Origin of the sequence: Syntrophobotulus glycolicus DSM 8271, assembly GCF_000190635.1 — a bacterium.
Classification (GTDB): Bacteria; Bacillota; Desulfitobacteriia; order Desulfitobacteriales; family Syntrophobotulaceae; genus Syntrophobotulus; species Syntrophobotulus glycolicus.
The window spans coordinates 2674443-2693935 of sequence record NC_015172.1 but is presented as its reverse complement, the minus strand read 5'-3'; the positions used below and the strand labels follow the sequence as shown (position 1 = coordinate 2693935).

Here is a 19493-nt window from a genome sequence, read left to right as displayed (position 1 = left end):
TGTTAGCTAAAGATCAAATTATAGAAAATTTAAGGTAATGATCAAGAAATTAAAAAGTTTGAACGTGAGCCATGGAAATACTGTAATGCATTGGAACTAAGGGGTAGCCAAGGGGTAGCGGAATCAGGATTATAACGATAAATTAAACGATAAGATTTATGCGGTAGAGGAAATCAGCAGTATCATAGCTCCCATTCTAAAGAGCTATGGTGTGAGCAGAGCTTATCTATTTGGCTCTTATGCACGCGGGGAAGCTTTTCAGGACAGCGATATAGATTTACGTATCGATGGAGGCAAGATGACAGAAGTTGAAGAGGACTGAGAAAGATAGATAACAAGTAATAGAGACAGCAACGGCAGCGGTGCCATCCAGCAGGATCATGGACAGGCTGGGCATCCATAAAATATGCTCCCTTCATAGAAACAGTTTCATTAATTTAACTGTCTACTACGAAGGGAGCATATCAATCGATGGGCAGGGGCGGTTTATTTCCTTTTAGGAAACGAAAGTATTCTCGCATACAGATGCCGTGTCTTCTCGCACAGAATTTTAACTGTACATGGACTCCTGTAAAGCCTTAACGTTTTCATTATCCAAGTATTCGTCATATTCCATTTGCCTGTCAATCAATCCTTGAGGAGTGATCTCAATAATCCTGTTCGCTATCGTTTGGACGAATTGATGATCCTGAGAAACAAAGAGTACAGTTCCGCTGAAATTGATTAAACCGTTATTTAGCGCGGTGATCGATTCTAAATCCAGATGATTGGTCGGTTCATCCAGGATCAAAACATTGGCGCCGCTCAGCATCATTCTTGAAAGCATACAGCGGACTTTCTCCCCCCCTGATATGACATTGGCAGATTTGAGGGATTCATCACCTGAAAAAAGCATTCTGCCCAGAAAACCCCGTACAAAAGTCTCATCAGGGTCTCTGGAGAACTGGCGGAGCCAATCAACCAAACTGAGGTTTTTCTGGAAATATTCCGTATTATCTTTGGGGAAATAGGCCTGGGTTGTGGTAATTCCCCACTTATATTCTCCCTGATCAGGAGCGAGCTCACCCATCAGAGTCCTAAACAGAGTAGTCTTCGCATGGCTGTCAGGGCCGACAAAAGCAATCTTATCTCCTTTATTGACCATAAAGCTGAGATCATTCAGAATTTTTTCATCGCCAATCGTTTTACTGATATTCTGTACAGTTAAGAGATCATTGCCCGCCTCCCTGTCGGAGGAAAAAGCAATATAGGGATACTTACGTGAAGAGGGCTTGATATCGTCAAGGGTCAGCTTCTCCAGTTGTTTTTTCCGGGAAGTTGCTTGCTTGGCTTTAGAAGCGTTAGAACTAAAACGCTCAATGAACCTTTGTAATTCAGCAATCTTATCCTCTTTCTTCTTATTTGATTCCCGCATAAGTTTTTGTGCCAGTTGACTGGACTCATACCAGAAATCATAATTTCCTACATAGAGCTGGATCTTTCCAAAGTCGATATCGGCGATATGGGTACATACTTTGTTCAGAAAGTGACGGTCATGGGAGACGACAATAACTGTGCTTTCAAAGTTATAAAGAAATTTTTCCAGCCAGACAATGGATTGCAGGTCAAGATGGTTGGTCGGCTCGTCCAATAACAGGATATTGGGGTTTCCGAACAGGGCCTGGGCCAAGAGTACACGAACCTTCTCATTGCCGTTGAGGGAATGCATTGTTTTATCATGGAGGTCTTTGGGAATTCCCAAGCCCATTAATAATTCCGCAGCTTCCGATTCAGCCTGCCAGCCATTTAATTCGGCAAATTCTCCTTCAAGCTCGGAGGCTTTCAGGCCATCTTCTTCGGAAAAATCCGGTTTTGCGTATAAGGAGTCTTTTTCCACCATAATCTCGTATAATCTGGCATGCCCCATGATAACGGTATGAAGGACAGTATATTCATCAAATTCAAAGTGGTCTTGTTTCAAGACGGCAATTCTTTCACCTGGGGTGATGACAACTTCACCATTGGTTGGTTCAATCTCCCCGGAAAGTATTTTTAAAAAGGTGGATTTCCCCGCGCCATTTGCACCGATCAACCCGTAACAGTTTCCGGGTGTGAATTTCACATTGACATCTTCAAAAAGGGCTCGTTTGCCAAACCTTAAGGTAACGCCATTGGTACTGATCATGTTTATCTTTCCTTCAAAAAAATATTTTGCAACACTAAATTATAACACTAAAATCAGATGAAGAACAGATGCGATCAATGAAACAAGAACAGGTGATCGGTACAGCAGATCCGAGAATGGAATTAATCTAAATAATACCATAAATCAATACAAATAAGGATAATGATTAATGCGTTAAAACAGATAAGTCACGATGCATAGTAATAGTTTCGGCTGTCTGAGAATATGATTAAGCAAGAACTCAGCCGGGAGGGCAGAAAATGAAAAAAAAGGTATTCATCCTATCCATGATCATTCTGAGCTTGATCGCGGCAGGCGCAATATATATACAGACCCGTCAGCCCAATCCGAATAATCTGCTTTCGGTCAGTCTGCAAAACATGAATGAAGCCGATTCTTTTGCTTATACCATAAGTCAGCAGCAATGGGTTGACGGCAACAACCGTCAATTGACGACAATTCTTGGTGAAAAGGGCGGGGAAAATATTCGGATTTATGGACAACTGGCCGGAACCAATATCGAGATGATCAAAATCCAGGATGTTCTTTACCATAAGGATCCCTTTAGCAAGGAATGGGTAAAATATTCGGATATTTCTGTTTTGCAGGAAGCTTTTTTGCTAGAGCTTAACCCATTATCTGTCTTACAGTTAAAAGAAGCCGGCGGGGTGGTCCTTAAGGGACAGGAGGTCTTGAATAAGAGGAATTGCTGGGTAGTTAGTCTTCAGCCAAGTATTCAGAACCAGATACTGGAGCGGTTTTGGACCGGTTTTGATTACACTCTGTATATAGATAAAAGGAGCAAGACAGTAAACAAAGCGGTGATTCAGGCAAAAAACAAAGAAAGCGGCGAGCCGATGACCATAGAAATAGAATTCAGCGAAATGGGCAAGAAATTTCTGATCCAGGCTCCTGAAGGCGCAAAATAAAAGAGATAAGACATGAGCTTACATCTTATCTTACTTAGATCAGGAGGCTTAGATCACGAAAGGAGATCATTGCGGCAAAGAATCTTATCCATACTCAAATGTGGGTATTTATGCTATAATGCGTGATAGATTCTTTATTAGGGAGCTGAAAAAATGGAGGAATATCTGGACCGGATTTTACTTTCCGAAGATCAAATAAAAAAACGGGTTGCTCAGTTAGGAGCGCAGATTACAGAGGAGTATCAAGGTAAAGATTTATTGGTGATTGGAATATTAAAGGGAGCTGTTCCCTTTCTGGCGGATTTAATCAGGGAGATAAAGCTTCCTTTAAGATATGATTTTATGGCAGTATCAAGTTATGGGGCCTCAGCCAAGTCCTCAGGTGAGGTCAGGATTCTGAAAGATCTCGATTCCAGTATTGAAGACAGGCATATTATTATTGTTGAGGACATTGTAGATACCGGATTGACACTAAAATACCTTCAGGAAAATCTGGGCAGGAGAAAGCCTTTGAGCATGAAGATCGCTGCCTTGCTGGACAAGCCGGGGCGCAGGAGAACAGAAGTATATCCCAATTACAATTGCTTCGTCATTCCCGACGAATTTGTGGTTGGCTATGGACTGGATTACAATGAAGCTTATCGGAACCTTCCTTACATAGGGGCACTTAAGCCGGAGGTATATACTGAGCAGGATTAGGCGGATGTTGAATAACGATAAAATGCCCGAAATACTGTAAATCGATCTGATCAGAGAAAGGTGATTGAATATGGAAAGGGAACTAGTCTTGGTGCTCGATTTTGGCGGGCAGTATAACCAGCTTATTGCGCGCAGAGTGAGGGAAGCCAATGTATACTCGGAAATGATCTCCTATAAAACCCCGATCGAAAAGATTAAAGAGATGAACCCTAAAGGGATCATCTTTTCAGGTGGTGGGGCAAGTGTCAACCAGGAAAATGCTCCGAGGATCGATAAGGAAATATATGAACTGGGGATACCGATTCTTGGAATCTGTTACGGCATGCAGCTGATGACCATTCAGTTTGGGGGGGAAGTAGAAAGGCCTCAAGCCCATGAATATGGAATGACCGAGGTGACGATTGATGTCAATGAAGGGATATGGGAAGGGCTGATCGGAAAACGTCAATGTCTGATGAGTCATGGAGATGCGGTAAAGGTCATCCCCGAAGGGTTTGAAAGGGCCGCCCATACTGGAAATACACCAGTGGCAGCCATGTTCAACAAAGAAAAGAAACTCTACGCCGTGCAGTATCATCCTGAAGTAAAGCATACTCCGGACGGACAGGCTATGCTGGAGAATTTTCTTTATCGTATTTGCGGGTGCAGGGGTAATTGGACAATGGAATCTTTTATCCAAACTCAAATCAGTGAAATCCGGCAAAGAGTAGGAGGAAAAAAGGTTCTTTGCGCCTTGAGCGGCGGTGTGGATTCTTCGGTAGCGGCAGTACTTGTCCATAAGGCCATCGGGGACCAGTTGACCTGCATTTATGTTGATCACGGGTTTATGCGGAAAGATGAATCCGTGCAGGTAAAAAAGACTTTTACCGAACAATTTCATTTAAACCTTGACTTCGTCGAAGCCGATGAACGTTTTATGGCTAAGGTAAGCGGAGTATCCGAGCCTGAGGAAAAAAGAAAGCTTATCGGCAACGAATTTATCAGGCTCTTTGAAGATGAGGCCCGCAAGCTTGGCCAGGTTGATTTCCTCGTGCAGGGAACATTGTATCCGGATATTGTTGAAAGCGGGACAGAAACAGCTGAAACGATTAAAACTCATCATAATGTCGGCGGACTTCCAGAGGACATGAAGTTCGAACTGATCGAGCCTTTGCGGATGCTGTTTAAAGATGAAGTCCGCAAAGTGGGGATTGAGCTCGGCCTGCCTGAAGAAATCGTCTGGCGCCAGCCGTTCCCGGGACCGGGTCTTGCCATCAGAATCATAGGAGAGATCACCCGGGAAAAACTCGACCTTTTGCGGGAAGCAGATGCCGTCGTCAGGGAAGAAATCAGAAAAGCCAACCTGCATCGGGATATTTGGCAGTACTTCGCGGTTCTGCCCAGCATCCGCAGTGTAGGGGTCATGGGGGACGGCCGGACTTACGGTTATCCCGTCATTCTCAGGGCGGTAACCAGTGATGATGCCATGACTGCAGATTGGGCGAAACTCCCGTATGAGCTCCTGGAGGTCATCTCCAACCGGATTGTGAACGAGATTCCGGGAATCAACAGGGTTGTTTATGACATTACCAGTAAGCCTCCCGGGACGATTGAGTGGGAATAAGAAGAAAAAAGCCGGAGACCAGCATGAATACTGGATTTCCGGCTTTGTTTTTTGTCTCGTGGCTCTACTTTGGCTCTATAAATTTAAACGACCTTTAAATCATGAAAAATACGCTCGGCCTCCAATTGAGACTACCCGGACGCTATTTTCGGTCTTGGGATCATCGAAGATGTCTTCGCCGTCTTTGCGCTTGAATGTTTCAGTGATGTCAAAGGATTGGATAGAATCAAGTACCTTTTTGGGGCTTAAAGCAAGGCATTCACCCTCCCGGATGCCGGTCCAGTAGAGCGTCATAAAGGCGGCATGATACCCCGGATGCTCTTCGCACTCGATGACCTCGTTGAACTGATCCAACGTCCAAAACTTCATTTCATCGGCCCGTTTCTTACCGATGGACTTTACCCGATTACAGGGGTTCTTGGGAAGGTCGTAGTATTCCACAGCGAAGTTTAATATGGCACTCAGCTGGCTGTTGATAGACCGTAGGTAGGTAGGCTTATATGGATTCCCATTCCGGGGATTTTTCTTTTTTAGCATGAGGTTTTGCCAGCGCCGAATATCAGCGTTTGAAATCTCAGAGATAATCTTTGCTTTAAAAGGTCGGCAGGACGTGCGTGTCGATCATACTTTTTTGGTGTCCTGGGTGGAGCCCCTGACCCGGTGCTCGAAGTCTTCATAATAAAGTTCGACCAGGGACTGAAAGGCCATGTTCAGACTGCCGCTGACTTTAAGCAAAAATTGCCTTTCAAACTCCTTAGCATCTCTTTCTAATTTAAAGCCTCTCTTTTTCTTCTGCTTGTACTCACCCTTCCAGTTTGGATAATAAAATTTGACATACCAGGTTTTGCGCGTTTCGTCTTTATATGCCGGCAAAGGCATATTCTCCCTTCAGCAGCCAGTTCAGTCTATCAATAATTTGAGCGTAGCGTCGATCGAGGTCTTCCCACTGCAGCATAGACCGGCTGTGTCTTTTCAGATGTTCAACATTTTTGCCGGCACTCTGCCGGGAGAGCTTCCTGCAGGTGATGTCGTATCTCTGATCCATTGGGTAAAGAAAATGAACCTGGACGAATCGGCTATCCTCGCCGATCATATATTTATCGTTTACGGCCGGCTGTTTTTCCTTCTTATATTGAATGACGTAGGGTTTCGAGGCGAGCGTAGAGTCAAAGTATTCAATATAAGAATTCCAGCGGTTTAGGTAGTCCAGTAGGACCAGGTTCATGGTTATAAGCTTACGGTCATAGATTTCCAATTCCAGCGCCGGGATCCGACCGACATTAGCGTCCAGAATCTTGCGGGCAAACCTGATAAACTCCAGGCCCGTCTCATATTCGCGGCTTCGGAGATAATATTCGGCCGTCCAGTTGCACAGGGGATAGGAAAGCAGGAGCCTTAACACGAGAAATGGATACTTGTATTGCCAGATGTGTGTTACGAGGTGCCCTGTCATTTCGTTATCTTCGGTTCTCCGGCCCGGCCGATTCTTTTAGCGATAGCGACATCATAAGGATCGCCGTTGTCGACCAGCTTTTTATCTGAGAAAAACCAGACCGTGACGTCCGTATATTTCTTATTGTCCAGCTTATTGAACAACCAAAGCAGCTGGTCATCGGATGCATCGGCGGCCACGACGACCCGGAACGAATGATTTTTCAGGTCCGTGCCGTAGTCCTGGTCGTTTATAACTTCATATTTGATACTGTAGTTTGCCTCCGGCTGGGTAACTCCCGGATCAGCCGCCGGTGGATTCTCTTTTGAGCAGCCGCTCAAGGCCATGAAAGTGAAAATTAAAACAACCAAGGCTATTAACAATCTTGATTTCATCGTTATTCTCCCGGTCAGTATTTTATTTTATATTCCAGTAATTGTTCGGATACTTCCAGAGCTGAGGCTAATTGGCTTAATGTAAGGTATTCATCAAATAGATTGGGCTCAATGTCATTATCCGTTAATCTTTCATAATCGGCCTGCTTTACATTACGGTCGCTTTCGTAAGGTTTCCACTCCTGCTCACGGTCGAGGCGCTGGAGAAGCTGCTCGCTCTTGCTGCTTCGTTGACATTTTGTGTTCCCTACGGTATATTTTGTTTTATTAAAATATTCTTTTGCTTTATATTATGTTTCATATTACAGCATCAAGCAAGGGATGTCAATACTTTTTTGAGAGAATATAAAAAAATATTTTGATATAGTAAAACATATGTGGTAGGATAAGCGTGGAGGTGATTATATGGCTTTATCGTATGATCCGCTATGGAAGAAGCTCATTGATAAAAAAATGAACAAGCTGGAATTGGCGAAAGCCGCAGGATTTTCTACCGCTACCCTTGCAAAGCTCAGCAAGAACGAATATGTGGCACTGGCGGTATTAGAAAAGATATGCATTGCTCTCGATTGCAACATTGAAGATGTCGTAGAAATAAAAAAGAACTAATTGGTTCCAATCATTGACAAAAAGAACGAATTAGTTATATAGTGTAGAAGGTGGGGAACACTAAGGATGTTCATCGTAATAATTTACGAGGACAAAAGCGGCAAATCGCCGGTTACTGAATATATTGATGATTTGGATTTGAAGGCCCTAACGAGCAAAGACAGTCGTATTCGGCTCAAAAAAATATACCAATATTTTGAGTTGCTGAAAATGTATGGTTCTCGGGCTGGTCTGCCGGCATCAAAGCACATTGAAGATGATATTTGGGAGCTGCGGCCTACCAATGATCGGTTTTTTTATGCATACTGGAAAGAGGATACATTTGTTATCCTTCACCATTACATAAAGAAAACCCAAAAAGCGCCGCGGCAAGAGATTGAGCAAGCAAAACGAAATCTGAAAGATTTTTTGGAAAGGAGCAGGTGATATGGCTATCGGTAGAAATTGGGATGATGTAAAAAACGGTTTGACCTCCTTGTCGCAAGATGAAAAGGATGAAATTGACTTCCAAGTGAAGCTTGTGGGTGAGATTCTGTCTGCCCGAAAAGAAAAGGGAATGACCCAAGCCGAGCTTGATGCACTCTGTGGAATCAATCAGACTCATATCGCGCGGATTGAAAATAACAAAGCGGATCCGCAGCTTTCAACTATTTTCAAAATTCTGCGTCCACTTGGGAAAACTCTGGCAGTGGTAGATGTTCCTCCAGCAGTATCAACTCCCACCGGAGCACAAGAAGTAAGGTAATTGAGTGATACTATTATGATACTGAAAATTTCATAGAATAAAAATAATAGGTAGAAAATAAGGGTGTTACAGGGATGAAAAAGGCTGAAAAACATTAGAAACTAAAGGAAAACACCTTTCTATTATTGAATGGGAGTAAGCACGATAAAGCCGGAAACCAGCATGAACACTGGATTTCCGGCTTTGTTTTTTGTCTCGTGGCATTAATTTGGCACTAATATCTTAAACTACCTTTAAATCATGAAAAACATGCTCAGCTTCCAAACTTTCGGCGACCTCTTTCTCGTTATACACCTCGCCGTCGTCATCCAGGGGTGCAGCGTCCCGGACAATACCGTTTTGATGTCTACTGAGTTCCCGGGCGATGTCCTGGCCCTTGTTTGGATAAAGATGAGCATAGGTACGGTCTACCTCTTCCGGGGTATCGCCGATCCGTTTGGCGATGGCATGGGTCCGGTACCCGAGCTCGATCAGCAAGGCAACAGGGGAGTGTCTTAAGTCATGTACCCGGATACGTTCGATACCGGCTTTCTCCGCCAGACGATCCAGCTCTTTATTTAATGCCGTTTTCGTGAAGAAGAAAATCCGGTCATCCTTTTTCAGGCCATAGAGAGCTTGCATATAATACTTCAGCTCCTGGTATAGGAAGTCCGGCATTGAGACTACCCGGACGCTATTTTCGGTCTTGGGATCATCGAAGATGTCTTCGCCGTCTTTGCGCTTGAATGTTTCAGTGATGTCAAAGGATTGGATAGAATCAAGTACCTTTTTGGGGCTTAAAGCAAGGCATTCACCCTCCCGGATGCCGGTCCAGTAGAGCGTCATAAAGGCGGCATGATACCCCGGATGCTCTTCGCACTCGATGACCTCGTTGAACTGATCTAATGTCCAAAACTTCATTTCATCGGCCCGTTTCTTACCGATGGACTTCACCCGGTTACAGGGGTTCTTGGGAAGGTCGTAGTATTCCACAGCGAAGTTTAATATGGCCCGGAAGCCCTCCGATAACGGGATTATCAGTGCCGATAACCACTTATTATGGGTTTTTCGGTCCGGAGAATCTCTATAGGAGGGTACCGTGTCCGGTGCTGCGTCTCGTAGGAATGATTTCATATTCATCAATTAGGCTGTACCCGCCCGAGAATATGTATATCGGGGCCCCTTTACCTTTTGTGAGCGGTTGGACATTGGCGATATATTCGTCGTATCCCGCGCGTGAATTTTAGGAGCCAGCCGAAGTACTTTACATGCGTATAATTTAGGCGTATAATATTAATTGTAGGGAGGGGAGCATAGATGACCGTCATAGAATTATTAAGAATCTTGCATAATGATGGATGGAAAGAAGTTGAAGCAAGAACAGAAGGTTCTCATATTCAACTGAAACATCCAACAAAGCCAGGTAAGGTCACAGTCCCAAGTCATAAAGAGATATTGCTCCTGGAACTCTAAACAACATATATAAGCAGGCAGGGCTCAAATAAGCCCTGGCCTGAACAATAGAAAGGAGATATTAACTATGCGTAAACTCACTTATTTAGCGGTATTTGAACCGACAGAATCAGGTTATAGTGTTTACTTTCCAGACCTTCCCGGGTGTGTAAGTTTTGGAGAGGATTTTGAAAAGGCACAAAAGCAAGCTGTAGATGCTTTAGGGTTGCATATATACGGTATGGAAAAGGATGGAGATGAAGTGCCTGCTCCATCTAAATCCCCACAAGTGGATCCTGACACAGCGGCCAATTATATGGTGTCCCCTATTACTGTCTTTCCGGACATTGTAAGAAATGAACTTGATAATAGGGCCGTAAAAACAAACCTGACAATACCTGCGTGGCTGAAGGAACTGGCAGAGGCTCAAGGAGTCAACTATTCAAAAGTGTTTCAAACAGCCCTGATGGATTATCTTGGATTAAATCAGATGTCTACTCAGGAGCAGAAATAGTGACGAACGTTGTCTTGCAACCGGTGTTTTTGGTCTTGAAATTCTAATCAATTTGGCCAACAACCTATGATTGAGTATTTAAAAGATTTGCAAAGCAAGTCCGTGACCAGTAAAAAAGAGCGGGTTCGCCATAAGAAAATCATTGAGTACTTTGATGTGTTGGCTGAGTATGGAACCCGGGCCAGAAAGCCCTATGTAAAGCACATTGAGGATGATATATGGGAGCTTCGGCCAAAGAATTACAGATTCTTCTTCGCCTATTGGAAGGATAATATATTTATGATGCTGCGTCACTGTATTAAGAAGACGCAAAAGACTTCCTCCCCGTGAGATTGAGCAAGCAAAACGCAATCTTGCATATTGGCTTGAAAGGAGCAAGGAAGAATTATGAAATGGGATGAATTAAGAAAAGACCTGGTGTCTAACCTTACTGAAGACGAGCAGGACGAAATAGCTTTGAAAGTAAAAATAGTAGGAGAAATATTGCAGGCCAGACAAGAGCAACAGATTACTCAAATGGCATTGGAAGAGTTAAGCGGTGTTCGGCAGCCTGTAATTGCTCGTCTTGAAAATGGAGATACGGATCCCCACACCTGACCACAATCCTAAAAATTCTCCGACCGCTGGGAAAAACACTTGCCGTGGTACCTTTAAATAGTGATACTACGCCTTAGAAAAGAAGATATTAAACAAAAAAGCGAGTTGATGAATGAAAATTGGGAATTGACTTTATTATCCCCTCATGGTAAATTAAGTCTAATTGTTGATGAAAGGTGGTGAGAGGTATGAACACTACGTTATTCGCAAGCCGAGAAAACGTGTTTGCAAATTATTGCGAGTGCATTAAAGGTTATGCATTCAAAAATGCGGCGGTAGGGGAGAATTGTGCCCTTTTGCCGGTTATTTGTGCCGGGATTGGGCTTTCACAGGATAATTACGCCCAATTTGGCCGTTTTGAATGCCTCTTGCCTCATCATAGTTTTGCCTGATTAGTCAGGTTTGCTGCTGTGTGAGTTGCCCGGGTATTCAAACGGATATCCGGGCATTTTTGCGTCCAAAATTACGCACAAGGAGCAACTCTATATGACGAAATATTTGAAAACCGCGCAGTTATCTGCGCTTGAAAAGACAAACGGTGGCATCATTTATCTGCTGCCGGACATCATCATCAGGATATCCACACTCATTCCTCTGGTCTTTTTATGGAAGGTGGTCATGTCGTCAGGTGCAAAAGTTGATATGACCCTTGAGCAAATGCTCACATATACCGTCGCCAGTGCGCTTCTGGCAGATATGCTGGTTGTTAAAACACCTGCGTCCGGATGGCTTTCCGAAGGAGTGTTGCTGAAGCTCTACGGCAGACCGCTTCCGGTGCTCGGCCAGCTCGCAGCTCTGACGGCAGGAGGCTGGATGCCGATGCTGCTGTTGTTTTCTCTGCCGATGGCGTTTTTCTCGCCGTTATTGGGCGTCAATCTGATGCCGGCATCGCCATACTTTCTATTCAGCCTCTTGCTTTGTATCTCCCTTGGATTTGCTGTGGATTTTCTGTTCGCGTGTTTATCCATTAAGCTGAGAAATATGAACTGGCTGATTTACCGAATACGCATGGCGATTGTTTCCATTCTTTCAGGAACAGTTATTCCGATTAGCCTATTGCCGTTCGGACTTGCGGAGGCCATGAGGTACCAGCCTTTTGCATCACTCGGTGGGGCGCCGCTATCCATATTTGCAGGGGCGGCGAACGCAGGTGAAACAATGACCTTACAGATTATCTGGAATTTAATTCTTTGGCCGCTGGCCCTACTTGCGTTTCGAAAATCTCAGGAAGGAATGGTCAGTTATGGCGGATAAAATTACGTTCGTACGCATGATAAAACTGCTTGGCATATCGGCAAAAATGGATTTGGCATGGCTCCTGCGCGACACCAAATATGCCTTGGCCATCATTAGCGCAGATATGATTTCCAATCTCTCTATTGTGTCCGGTGTATTTCTAATCTCAGTCCGGTTTGGTGGCATCGGTGGGATGAGCGCTGATGAAGTGTTGTTTATGATGGCCTATTCCACGTTGACAACCGGCATCTTCATGATGTTCGGCTCGGCGAACAACATTCATATCTCAAGGATTATCGGGAGAGGACAGCTTGAGCACCTGTTTACCCAACCCTTGCCGATAAAAGTACAATTGGCCACATGCGGCTTTACTCCATTTACGGGCGGCAGCAATTTTGTTGTCGGCGTGATTTTGATGATTATCGCGGTCAGCAGATTGGGATTGCAGGTTTCGTTCGGCTGGATATTATCTCTGGCCGCATATCTGCTGATGACGATGGCAGTTATTGTGGCGCGGGCCTATCTCGTATCAAGCATGGCGTTTTATGCGCCCGTAGCCGCTGAAGAAATCTCCTATACGGCGATAGAAGGAACATGGTTCATGAGCACATTCCCATTGTCTGGGATGCCCCTGTTTGTTCAAATCCCACTATTAACGATTCTCCCCGAAGGATTGATGGCATGGTTCCCGTCGTTATGCCTCTTGGGCAAGCCCCCTCTGGGGTTAAGCGCCTACTATCCCATGCTGTATGCGATCATTCTATCTTTTATTGCAAGTTATATTTTCAAGAGAGGACTGAACGACTATGTCAGAAAAGGCTCTAACAGATACGTTCCCTACGGCTTCCGCCGTTAGCTTATTCAATGTAACAAAAAACTTTACACAATGGCAAAGGGACAATTCGGGCAAAGGCATTTTGAGAAACCTTATTAAGCCCGAGAAGAAAGTCATAGCGGCGCTTTCGGATGTTGCATTTGACATTGGAAAAGGAGAATTTGTCGCTTATGCCGGGCCGAATGGCGCGGGAAAAAGCACGACCATGAAACTATTGTCAGGGATGTTGCTGCCCACTTCCGGCGAAATCTCTGTGCTGTCCATGTCTCCCCAAAAGCAGCGCAGGGAGTTGATGTCAAAGCTGGGAGTGTTGTTTGGCAATCGCACCGAACTTTGGTGGGATCATCCGGTCATCCAAAGTTTTGAGTGGAAAAAGGTGGTGTGGAACATTCCAGAGCCGCTGTACCGTAAAAATCTTGCCATGATGACGGAACTTCTGGATATCGGCGGGCTGCTCAAAACATTTGCCAGAGAGCTCAGTCTCGGACAACGCATGCGGGCCGATCTTGCCATGATGCTATTGCATTCGCCTGAAATCATCTTGCTTGATGAGCCAACACTTGGACTTGACGTTGTCGCAAAACGTCAGATGATTGACTTCCTCAAAAAGATCAATCGTGAGGACGGAGTTACCATCATCGTTACAAGCCATGACATGGATGACCTTGAGGAAATGGCGCAACGTATTCTAATGATTGCAGATGGCAAGATCGCCTATGATGGCGACTTTGATGGATTAAGAAAAATCACCGGAAATCTGACTCGTGTTGTTGTGACTACGGAAAATGGATTTAGGCCGGCGCTTCAAAACGCGGCGCTATTGTCATCGGAAAATGGTGTTCATGAGTTTGAGATTGACCTTGCCCAAACTCCGATTAAAACTCTTATGCGGCTCCTATCTGAATTTGACGGGGTTTGTGATGTCGAAATAAAAAAAGCTCCGATTGAGCAGGTGATTGCCAGCGTGTATTCCAGTTGGAAATAGTACGAAGATGGTGTACCCGAGCTGTACGGATGGACAGCTCGGGCATCAACTCAAAATTTTATCTTATAGTCAATCAGCCCGACCTTTATCAAGGTCTTTATCAAGATCAGAGTGAGAGGGAACAGGATCACCCCGACAATTCCCAATGTTTTCAGGCCGACCCAAATGCAGATTAAGGTAGTCAGGGCGCTCAGGCCCAGTTGCTCACTGAGGACCTTCGGTTCGATAATTTTTCTGATGACAATTGCCAGGACCAGCAAGACCAGCAGGCCGGTTCCAAGAAATATTTCCCCCTGAATGAAGGAGAGCAGAGCCCAAATAAAATAGATCGTGCTGATTCCGATGATCGGAATAAAGTCAAAGATAAAAATGATGAAGCCAAGGGAAACCTTAAATTTGATTCCCAGCAGGGTCAGTCCGATAAAGCTGACGAGAAGGGTTACAGCGCTTAAAATAAAGTGGGCGATAATAAAGCCTAATAATGCCCGGCGCAGGTCGCTCAGCACAACAATAATTTTCTTCTTGGAAGAGTATCGGAATAAACCAAAAAGCCAACTGTGCATGGAGGTCAAGGTTTGGCAAAACAAGAATACCGAGATAAAATAGATCAGGCTGTCAAAGAAAAAATTAGGGATTTTGAGAGAAAAGGCTGAGGTATAAGCAACAATATTTGCGGCGATATTTAAACTAGCCAAGCTGTTGACAAACTGGCTGACCCCTTCATTGATTCTGATGATCACTTCTGCCGGCAGCAATGAATAGGTGTTACCTACATAACCTTTCCAGGTGAGAAGAAACTGATTGCTTAGGGTCTGGATGGAATGCTCCTGAAAATAACTGATGACATTCAATATTTCAAGATATATTTTATGCGTAATGAAATAAGCCAATACAGCGAGAATCCCGACAAAGATCAAATAAATCAGGGTTACGGCAAGACTTCTTTGGAAAGACCATTTATTGACCATAAAAGCAATAGCCGGTTCCAGAAACAAAGCTGTGACATAAGCGAGAATAAACGGCAGAAAAAAGGGAAAAGTTTTCATCAGTACATAAGGGATCGCAACTGTGGCCAAAAGTATGCCGACAGTAATCAGGACTTTTTTCGCAAATAAAATAAGATCTCTTTTTTGATCAAAGGTATCAGGATCTTTCATAGGTTTTTCGCTTTCTCTAATAATATTCGATTGATCTGAGTTGATCAGACAAATTATATCATAGGATATCATCAGGAAGATACAATAGCCGCACTTCTTTTTGAAAGTGCGGCTTTATTGGTTAACGAAAACACCCCCAGAGCAGGTGGTCATGATTTGGAGTGGCGGTCATCCGGTTTTCTCTTTCTTTTGATAGAAAAAAGAAGCGATAGGCTTCAATCCGAGCAGATTGTAGCCGAATAGATGCTCCGTGCTGCCGGTAAACAGGATACCTCCGGGATTCAAAGAAGCAATAAATTTTTTATATAGAATTTCTTTGGCTTCATCAGTAAAATAGATCACCACATTGCGGCAGGCGATGAAGTCAAACCCTGAATCAAAGCGGTCGGTCAAGAGATTTTGTTCGACAAAGCGGACATTTTTTTTGATGATCTCTTTAATTTGATATTTGCCATTTGATTGAGTAAAATATTTCTCCAAAAACTCCGGGGGGGTGCTGATAAAATCCCTTTCTTCATACAAACCGTTTTGAGCATGTTTGAGCACATTGACATCAATGTCACTCGCCAGGATATTGTATTTCACCTGGGGAAAGGACGATTGCATCATTATCCCGAGACTATAAGCTTCCTGGCCGCTTGAACACCCGGCGCTCCAGAGCCTGACAGAAGGCCGGTTGTTTACGATCAGGGGCAAAATCGTTGTTCTCAAAATATCCCACAGCCTTTGATCACGAAAAAATTGAGAAACATTAATTGTCAGGTGCTTAAAAAAAGAGTCAAAGAGGAGCGGATCTCTTTTTAGGGCAAGGGTAAAATCATGATAGTTTTCCTGGAAATTATTGTTATTCATAAAGGCATTGATCCGTCTTCTCATTTGGTTCTCTTTATAATAGTTTAAGTCAAGCCCGCTCAAATGAAGGAAGGCTTTGATAAATTGTTCATAAGTCAGGATAGGCGAGTTGTGCAAAGCTGTAACCTCCAATAATGGTGATGAAATATTGAGAATATCATATCAGTGATCAGGCAAACAAATCAACAATTAAACCTCTGATCTCACCTATTTTCTCCAGAACTCTCAAAGGTTCCGCCTGGGATGAAAGAATTTGCCGGCCTAAATCTTCCAGGGCTTGATTGATTTTGGTCACTCTGGCCATGACCTTCGGCTGGCCGCGAAAATCCCAATAGGATTCTTCCTGCATGGTGCGGCTTTGACCAAAAGTAGATTGGAGAAACTTTTTCACCATATTTTTAAAATCGTGCAAATCTGTTACAGAAAGGGATTCGGAAAGTTTTTTGCCCTGCAGGTCCAGCTTGAGTAAAAAATCCTCAAGCTCCTTGCTGTTCAACTTGGTGGTTTGAGATAAAATATGGCTAAACTCAGCCCTGTTTTTTTCCGATGTAGAATGTGTATCAATATTTTCCGAAATTGCCGATTGTTTGGAGCTGTCGATCCGAATAGCCATATAAAATCCTCCCTGAAAGGTAGAAATAATCATGCCGACACGCAGAACGTTTTTGAAAATGCTTTTTGGTTTTGGGGCCCTCATGCTGCCTTGGACAGCTTTTCCGGGCAGAATAGCGGGAGCGGTCGAAAACTGGCTGGGAGATCCGAAAACTGCTTTGCAAATGCCGCCATTGGAAGAAAATGGCGCAGAACAAAAAATACAAGCATTTGGGCGGAAAGCAATAGATGATATCAAGAATCTTTCCGGTTCAAAAATGGAAGGCCGCAGGGCCGGAACATCAGGCGAAACAAAAGCCTTGATTTATTTAGAAAACGAACTTCGCCAGATCGGTCTACATCCGATGGGAAACGATCAATACTTGCAGCTGTTTTCTTTTCCGCCGATGGAAGAACGGCTGATTAATGGAAGGGCGCTTTTCCGGCCGAAAGAAGCGGGCGGTCTGTATTTGCCTTCAGCCAATGTTCTGGGAGGGCTTCCCGGAAGGGAGCAAGGCCAATATATTCTCTTATCCGCTCATTATGATCATCTCGGGTATTTTCAGGGAAAACTCTGTGCGGGAGCCAATGATAATGCCTCAGGCTGCGGATGTGTTTTGGAAATCATGCGGTATTTTACCAAAGAAGCTTATAACGGGCGTAGTCCCGCCAAAACAATCATTGCGGCTTTTTGGAGTGCTGAAGAAATGGGTTACATCGGATCGGATTTTTTCGTTCATCATCCGACAGTTCCCCTAAAAGCGATTGAGGCCGTCGTGAATTTAGACACGGTAGGCAACGGCGACCAGAATGATTATATCATGTGGGCTTCCGGGAAAAACCCCCTCACAGAAAAGGTCCGCGAAGCTGTTCAAAAAAACGGGGCCGGTATCCAGTTGGTTTCGGGAAACGGGCATCATAGTGATGAGATCAGTTTCAATAACATGGGTGTTCCTGCCGTGACAATGTTAAGCAGGAATTGGCTGGACAAGAACCATACCCCCGAAGACAACATGTCCATGATCAATCCCGGCAAAGTGGACAAGACCGTAAGAATCGGCTGTGAGCTGATTAAGGCCTTGGCTTACTGAGCGGCGGCCGTGGCTAAGCCCGGCTCAACCGCGTCATATTTTGAACGCAGGATGATTAAGTCCACTCTTCTATTCTTGATTCGTCCTTCATCCGTATCATTACTTGCTATGGGACGGAATTCACCGTAACCTGTCGCCGAAAGACGTTTGGAATTGATTTGCCCGCTTTCGGCAAGAATATGGACGACATTGGTTGCCCGAATAACGGAAAGCTCCCAATTGCTCCGGTATTGGGAAGTATGGATCGGCAGGGTGCAGGTGTGGCCCTCGACCTTAATATAGTTTTGGGACGCAGCTAAAACCGAACTGATTTTCTGGAGGATATCAAGGGCATTAGGGGAAATTTCAGCAGACCCCGGCTGAAACAGCAAGGTATCCTGGATGCTGACCACCAGTCCTCGTTCTTCGGTACTGGAGATCAGCTTGCTTTCTATTCCGTTTGCCTTGGAAAACTGGTCGAGCTTGGCTTTAATGTCCAGGATGGTCATGGTTTCCATATCCACATTGCCGCTGTTATTTTTTTGCAGTTGACCGGAGCTTTCAGGATCGGTGCTTGCGGACTGAGGGTTGTTTTGCGGTCCTCCGGTTTCAATCAAAGAGTCGCCGCCTGAAGTCTGAGCAATACTGATTCGACCCGGGCTGCCGCCCAGGGTCATGTTTAACGCGTCAGCCATTGCTCGGAACTTGTCGTTATCGACCTTGCTCATAGAATACATCACGACAAAAAAGATCATCAGCAGGGTGATCAGGTCGGAGTATGTAATTAGCCATCTTTCATGGTTTTCTGGTGCTTCGGAGTGCTTTTTTCTGGCCATATTTTATCTCCATCTATTCCGGGATTTCTTGAGTATTGTTATTTTCAGGCAAATACCCCAAATGGGTTTTTAGTTTTTCTTTCAGGATAGCGGGATTTTCTCCGGATTGAATAGAGATAATTCCATCCATGATCATTTCCATTGTCTCAACTTCACTTTTATTTTTGCTTTTCAGTTTATTGGCGATCGGCAGAAACATGATGTTTGCCGAAGCCACGCCGTAAAGAGTGGCAGTGAAGGCCGCCGCAATAGAGGCGGAGAGACTGTCAGGATCAGTCAGATTCCCAAGAACCTGGATCAGACCCATCACAGTACCGATAATCCCCATTGTAGGAGCAAAACCGCCTGCCGCTTCAAAGAAGCTGGTCCCCACTTTATGCCTGTTCTCCAGAACGGAGATATTGGATTCCAAAATACTCCGGGTGATTTCCGGGTCGGTCCCGTCAATAATCAGCTGCATTCCCTGTTTGGTGAATTTATCGTCAACGGTTTCCAGCTCCTGCTCAAGACTGAGCAGTCCCTCCTGACGGGCTTTTTCAGCAAAATGGACCAAAGTATGATAAGCCTTTTCCGTACCAAAGGACTGATTGGTGAAAGCAATTTGAAACCACTTGGGCAATTTTTTCAGTTCCTCAAGCGGGATACCGATACAAGTCGCTCCCAGGGTTCCCCCAAATACAATCATAAAGGCTGATACGGAAAGAAGAGAACCAAGTGTTCCTCCTTCATGAATAAAGCCGCCTAACAACGCGATAATGCCAAGAAGCAGGCCAACAATAGTGGTAATATCCATATGTACAATTTCTCCCCTGT

At 44.5% G+C, this 19493-nt stretch carries 27 protein-coding genes; 16 read left to right on the top strand and 11 right to left on the bottom strand.

Going from position 1 to position 19493, the window contains the following annotated elements; all coding sequences use genetic code 11:
* Window positions 1–154 precede the first annotated feature (154 nt).
* Window positions 155–322 carry a nucleotidyltransferase domain-containing protein gene (locus SGLY_RS13420; protein WP_083811240.1) on the top strand — a complete coding sequence of 56 codons (168 nt, stop codon included), beginning with the start codon at window positions 155–157 and terminating at the stop codon, window positions 320–322.
* A 228-nt stretch (window positions 323–550) separates the two neighbouring features.
* On the opposite strand, the gene SGLY_RS13415 is transcribed toward SGLY_RS13420, so the two are convergent.
* A complete protein-coding gene (locus tag SGLY_RS13415) occupies window positions 551–2164 on the bottom strand; it encodes an ABC-F family ATP-binding cassette domain-containing protein (RefSeq protein ID WP_013625767.1) in 1614 nt (537 codons plus the stop codon).
* A gap of 260 nt (window positions 2165–2424) precedes the next feature.
* Here SGLY_RS13415 and SGLY_RS13410 point away from each other — a divergent pair, with 260 nt between their 5' ends.
* From SGLY_RS13410 to guaA, 3 genes are all read left to right on the top strand, one after another.
* On the top strand, window positions 2425–3093 hold the full coding sequence (locus SGLY_RS13410) for a hypothetical protein (protein ID WP_013625766.1): 669 nt from the start codon (window positions 2425–2427) through the stop codon (window positions 3091–3093).
* Between the two features lie 153 nt (window positions 3094–3246).
* Window positions 3247–3792 (top strand): hypoxanthine phosphoribosyltransferase, encoded by a 546-nt coding sequence (hpt, locus tag SGLY_RS13405; RefSeq protein WP_013625765.1) that lies wholly within the window; start codon window positions 3247–3249, stop codon window positions 3790–3792.
* A 70-nt stretch (window positions 3793–3862) separates the two neighbouring features.
* Window positions 3863–5395 carry a glutamine-hydrolyzing GMP synthase gene (gene guaA / locus SGLY_RS13400; RefSeq protein WP_013625764.1) on the top strand — a complete coding sequence of 511 codons (1533 nt, stop codon included), beginning with the start codon at window positions 3863–3865 and terminating at the stop codon, window positions 5393–5395.
* Between the two features lie 99 nt (window positions 5396–5494).
* Here guaA and SGLY_RS17210 read toward each other — a convergent pair whose 3' ends face one another.
* The 4 genes from SGLY_RS17210 to SGLY_RS13385 all read right to left on the bottom strand — a co-directional run bounded on the left by SGLY_RS17210 (window position 5495) and on the right by SGLY_RS13385 (window position 7222).
* Window positions 5495–5932 (bottom strand): site-specific integrase, encoded by a 438-nt coding sequence (locus SGLY_RS17210; protein WP_052298648.1) that lies wholly within the window; start codon window positions 5930–5932, stop codon window positions 5495–5497.
* An 84-nt stretch (window positions 5933–6016) separates the two neighbouring features.
* Window positions 6017–6268: an Arm DNA-binding domain-containing protein gene (locus SGLY_RS17205; RefSeq protein ID WP_052298647.1), complete on the bottom strand. Its 252-nt coding sequence runs from the start codon at window positions 6266–6268 to the stop codon at window positions 6017–6019.
* Window positions 6255–6848: a hypothetical protein gene (locus SGLY_RS13390; protein ID WP_013625763.1), complete on the bottom strand. Its 594-nt coding sequence runs from the start codon at window positions 6846–6848 to the stop codon at window positions 6255–6257. The genes SGLY_RS17205 and SGLY_RS13390 overlap by 14 nt, the downstream gene beginning before the upstream one ends.
* Window positions 6845–7222 carry a hypothetical protein gene (locus SGLY_RS13385; RefSeq protein WP_013625762.1) on the bottom strand — a complete coding sequence of 126 codons (378 nt, stop codon included), beginning with the start codon at window positions 7220–7222 and terminating at the stop codon, window positions 6845–6847. Before SGLY_RS13385 ends, SGLY_RS13390 begins: the two co-directional genes overlap by 4 nt.
* Window positions 7223–7627: 405 nt before the next feature.
* On the opposite strand from SGLY_RS13385, the gene SGLY_RS13380 reads away from it, so the two are divergent.
* The 3 genes from SGLY_RS13380 (at window position 7628) to SGLY_RS13370 (ending at window position 8576) form a co-directional block, all read left to right on the top strand.
* Window positions 7628–7831 (top strand): helix-turn-helix domain-containing protein, encoded by a 204-nt coding sequence (locus SGLY_RS13380; RefSeq protein WP_013625761.1) that lies wholly within the window; start codon window positions 7628–7630, stop codon window positions 7829–7831.
* A 66-nt stretch (window positions 7832–7897) separates the two neighbouring features.
* Window positions 7898–8257 (top strand): type II toxin-antitoxin system RelE/ParE family toxin, encoded by a 360-nt coding sequence (locus tag SGLY_RS18535; RefSeq protein WP_013625760.1) that lies wholly within the window; start codon window positions 7898–7900, stop codon window positions 8255–8257.
* Between the two features lies 1 nt (window position 8258).
* The gene (locus SGLY_RS13370; RefSeq protein ID WP_013625759.1) at window positions 8259–8576 is read left to right on the top strand and encodes a helix-turn-helix transcriptional regulator; all 318 of its coding nucleotides are present in this window, start codon (window positions 8259–8261) and stop codon (window positions 8574–8576) included.
* Between the two features lie 222 nt (window positions 8577–8798).
* Here the strand turns inward: SGLY_RS13370 and SGLY_RS13365 are convergent, their stop codons facing one another.
* Window positions 8799–9695, bottom strand: a complete 897-nt coding sequence (locus SGLY_RS13365; RefSeq protein ID WP_013625758.1) for a site-specific integrase — start codon at window positions 9693–9695, stop codon at window positions 8799–8801.
* A 177-nt stretch (window positions 9696–9872) separates the two neighbouring features.
* Here SGLY_RS13365 and SGLY_RS13360 point away from each other — a divergent pair, with 177 nt between their 5' ends.
* The 8 genes from SGLY_RS13360 to SGLY_RS13325 all read left to right on the top strand — a co-directional run bounded on the left by SGLY_RS13360 (window position 9873) and on the right by SGLY_RS13325 (window position 14174).
* Complete coding sequence (locus tag SGLY_RS13360; protein ID WP_013625757.1) at window positions 9873–10028, top strand: type II toxin-antitoxin system HicA family toxin; 156 nt, start codon at window positions 9873–9875, stop codon at window positions 10026–10028.
* A 67-nt stretch (window positions 10029–10095) separates the two neighbouring features.
* A complete protein-coding gene (locus SGLY_RS13355) occupies window positions 10096–10521 on the top strand; it encodes a type II toxin-antitoxin system HicB family antitoxin (protein ID WP_013625756.1) in 426 nt (141 codons plus the stop codon).
* A gap of 66 nt (window positions 10522–10587) precedes the next feature.
* On the top strand, window positions 10588–10851 hold the full coding sequence (locus tag SGLY_RS17640) for a type II toxin-antitoxin system RelE/ParE family toxin (RefSeq protein ID WP_242822954.1): 264 nt from the start codon (window positions 10588–10590) through the stop codon (window positions 10849–10851).
* 57 nt (window positions 10852–10908) lie between these two features.
* Window positions 10909–11118, top strand: a complete 210-nt coding sequence (locus tag SGLY_RS13345; RefSeq protein WP_013625755.1) for a helix-turn-helix domain-containing protein — start codon at window positions 10909–10911, stop codon at window positions 11116–11118.
* Window positions 11119–11306: 188 nt separating this feature from the next.
* Window positions 11307–11510 carry a hypothetical protein gene (locus tag SGLY_RS13340; RefSeq protein ID WP_013625754.1) on the top strand — a complete coding sequence of 68 codons (204 nt, stop codon included), beginning with the start codon at window positions 11307–11309 and terminating at the stop codon, window positions 11508–11510.
* Window positions 11511–11604: 94 nt separating this feature from the next.
* Complete coding sequence (locus SGLY_RS13335) at window positions 11605–12372, top strand: hypothetical protein (RefSeq protein ID WP_013625753.1); 768 nt, start codon at window positions 11605–11607, stop codon at window positions 12370–12372.
* Window positions 12362–13210 (top strand): ABC transporter permease, encoded by an 849-nt coding sequence (locus tag SGLY_RS13330; RefSeq protein ID WP_013625752.1) that lies wholly within the window; start codon window positions 12362–12364, stop codon window positions 13208–13210. The genes SGLY_RS13335 and SGLY_RS13330 overlap by 11 nt, the downstream gene beginning before the upstream one ends.
* Window positions 13161–14174, top strand: coding sequence for an ABC transporter ATP-binding protein (locus SGLY_RS13325; RefSeq protein ID WP_013625751.1), 1014 nt, complete (start codon window positions 13161–13163; stop codon window positions 14172–14174). The genes SGLY_RS13330 and SGLY_RS13325 overlap by 50 nt, the downstream gene beginning before the upstream one ends.
* A gap of 50 nt (window positions 14175–14224) precedes the next feature.
* Here SGLY_RS13325 and ytvI read toward each other — a convergent pair whose 3' ends face one another.
* The 3 genes from ytvI to SGLY_RS13310 all read right to left on the bottom strand — a co-directional run bounded on the left by ytvI (window position 14225) and on the right by SGLY_RS13310 (window position 16796).
* Window positions 14225–15331, bottom strand: coding sequence for a sporulation integral membrane protein YtvI (gene ytvI, locus SGLY_RS13320; RefSeq protein ID WP_013625750.1), 1107 nt, complete (start codon window positions 15329–15331; stop codon window positions 14225–14227).
* 168 nt (window positions 15332–15499) lie between these two features.
* Window positions 15500–16300, bottom strand: a complete 801-nt coding sequence (locus SGLY_RS13315; RefSeq protein WP_013625749.1) for a CheR family methyltransferase — start codon at window positions 16298–16300, stop codon at window positions 15500–15502.
* Window positions 16301–16352: 52 nt separating this feature from the next.
* The gene (locus SGLY_RS13310; protein ID WP_013625748.1) at window positions 16353–16796 is read right to left on the bottom strand and encodes a YaaR family protein; all 444 of its coding nucleotides are present in this window, start codon (window positions 16794–16796) and stop codon (window positions 16353–16355) included.
* Between the two features lie 31 nt (window positions 16797–16827).
* On the opposite strand from SGLY_RS13310, the gene SGLY_RS13305 reads away from it, so the two are divergent.
* Window positions 16828–17865, top strand: a complete 1038-nt coding sequence (locus SGLY_RS13305) for a M28 family metallopeptidase (protein ID WP_013625747.1) — start codon at window positions 16828–16830, stop codon at window positions 17863–17865.
* On the opposite strand, the gene SGLY_RS13300 is transcribed toward SGLY_RS13305, so the two are convergent.
* Together SGLY_RS13300 and SGLY_RS13295 are read right to left on the bottom strand one after the other, a co-directional pair.
* Window positions 17859–18680: a flagellar motor protein MotB gene (locus SGLY_RS13300; RefSeq protein WP_013625746.1), complete on the bottom strand. Its 822-nt coding sequence runs from the start codon at window positions 18678–18680 to the stop codon at window positions 17859–17861. The two genes, SGLY_RS13305 and SGLY_RS13300, sit on opposite strands and share 7 nt — an antisense overlap.
* 13 nt (window positions 18681–18693) lie before the next feature.
* On the bottom strand, window positions 18694–19473 hold the full coding sequence (locus SGLY_RS13295) for a flagellar motor protein (protein ID WP_013625745.1): 780 nt from the start codon (window positions 19471–19473) through the stop codon (window positions 18694–18696).
* Window positions 19474–19493 lie beyond the last annotated feature (20 nt).

Coding starts and splice junctions, on each gene's coding strand:
- SGLY_RS13370 (WP_013625759.1), top strand. CDS start 8,259: ATGGCTATCGGTAGAAATTGGGATGATGTAAAAAACGGTTTGACCTCC.
- SGLY_RS13330 (WP_013625752.1), top strand. CDS start 12,362: ATGGCGGATAAAATTACGTTCGTACGCATGATAAAACTGCTTGGCATA.
- SGLY_RS13415 (WP_013625767.1), bottom strand. CDS start 2,164: ATGATCAGTACCAATGGCGTTACCTTAAGGTTTGGCAAACGAGCCCTT.
- SGLY_RS13295 (WP_013625745.1), bottom strand. CDS start 19,473: ATGGATATTACCACTATTGTTGGCCTGCTTCTTGGCATTATCGCGTTG.
- SGLY_RS13335 (WP_013625753.1), top strand. CDS start 11,605: ATGACGAAATATTTGAAAACCGCGCAGTTATCTGCGCTTGAAAAGACA.
- SGLY_RS13385 (WP_013625762.1), bottom strand. CDS start 7,222: ATGAAATCAAGATTGTTAATAGCCTTGGTTGTTTTAATTTTCACTTTC.
- SGLY_RS13360 (WP_013625757.1), top strand. CDS start 9,873: ATGACCGTCATAGAATTATTAAGAATCTTGCATAATGATGGATGGAAA.
- SGLY_RS13365 (WP_013625758.1), bottom strand. CDS start 9,695: ATGAATATGAAATCATTCCTACGAGACGCAGCACCGGACACGGTACCC.
- SGLY_RS13305 (WP_013625747.1), top strand. CDS start 16,828: ATGCCGACACGCAGAACGTTTTTGAAAATGCTTTTTGGTTTTGGGGCC.
- SGLY_RS13325 (WP_013625751.1), top strand. CDS start 13,161: ATGTCAGAAAAGGCTCTAACAGATACGTTCCCTACGGCTTCCGCCGTT.
- SGLY_RS17210 (WP_052298648.1), bottom strand. CDS start 5,932: ATGCTAAAAAAGAAAAATCCCCGGAATGGGAATCCATATAAGCCTACC.
- SGLY_RS13300 (WP_013625746.1), bottom strand. CDS start 18,680: ATGGCCAGAAAAAAGCACTCCGAAGCACCAGAAAACCATGAAAGATGG.
- SGLY_RS13355 (WP_013625756.1), top strand. CDS start 10,096: ATGCGTAAACTCACTTATTTAGCGGTATTTGAACCGACAGAATCAGGT.
- ytvI (WP_013625750.1), bottom strand. CDS start 15,331: ATGAAAGATCCTGATACCTTTGATCAAAAAAGAGATCTTATTTTATTT.
- hpt (WP_013625765.1), top strand. CDS start 3,247: ATGGAGGAATATCTGGACCGGATTTTACTTTCCGAAGATCAAATAAAA.
- SGLY_RS17640 (WP_242822954.1), top strand. CDS start 10,588: ATGATTGAGTATTTAAAAGATTTGCAAAGCAAGTCCGTGACCAGTAAA.
- guaA (WP_013625764.1), top strand. CDS start 3,863: ATGGAAAGGGAACTAGTCTTGGTGCTCGATTTTGGCGGGCAGTATAAC.
- SGLY_RS13390 (WP_013625763.1), bottom strand. CDS start 6,848: ATGACAGGGCACCTCGTAACACACATCTGGCAATACAAGTATCCATTT.
- SGLY_RS13380 (WP_013625761.1), top strand. CDS start 7,628: ATGGCTTTATCGTATGATCCGCTATGGAAGAAGCTCATTGATAAAAAA.
- SGLY_RS13310 (WP_013625748.1), bottom strand. CDS start 16,796: ATGGCTATTCGGATCGACAGCTCCAAACAATCGGCAATTTCGGAAAAT.
- SGLY_RS13340 (WP_013625754.1), top strand. CDS start 11,307: ATGAACACTACGTTATTCGCAAGCCGAGAAAACGTGTTTGCAAATTAT.
- SGLY_RS13410 (WP_013625766.1), top strand. CDS start 2,425: ATGAAAAAAAAGGTATTCATCCTATCCATGATCATTCTGAGCTTGATC.
- SGLY_RS18535 (WP_013625760.1), top strand. CDS start 7,898: ATGTTCATCGTAATAATTTACGAGGACAAAAGCGGCAAATCGCCGGTT.
- SGLY_RS13345 (WP_013625755.1), top strand. CDS start 10,909: ATGAAATGGGATGAATTAAGAAAAGACCTGGTGTCTAACCTTACTGAA.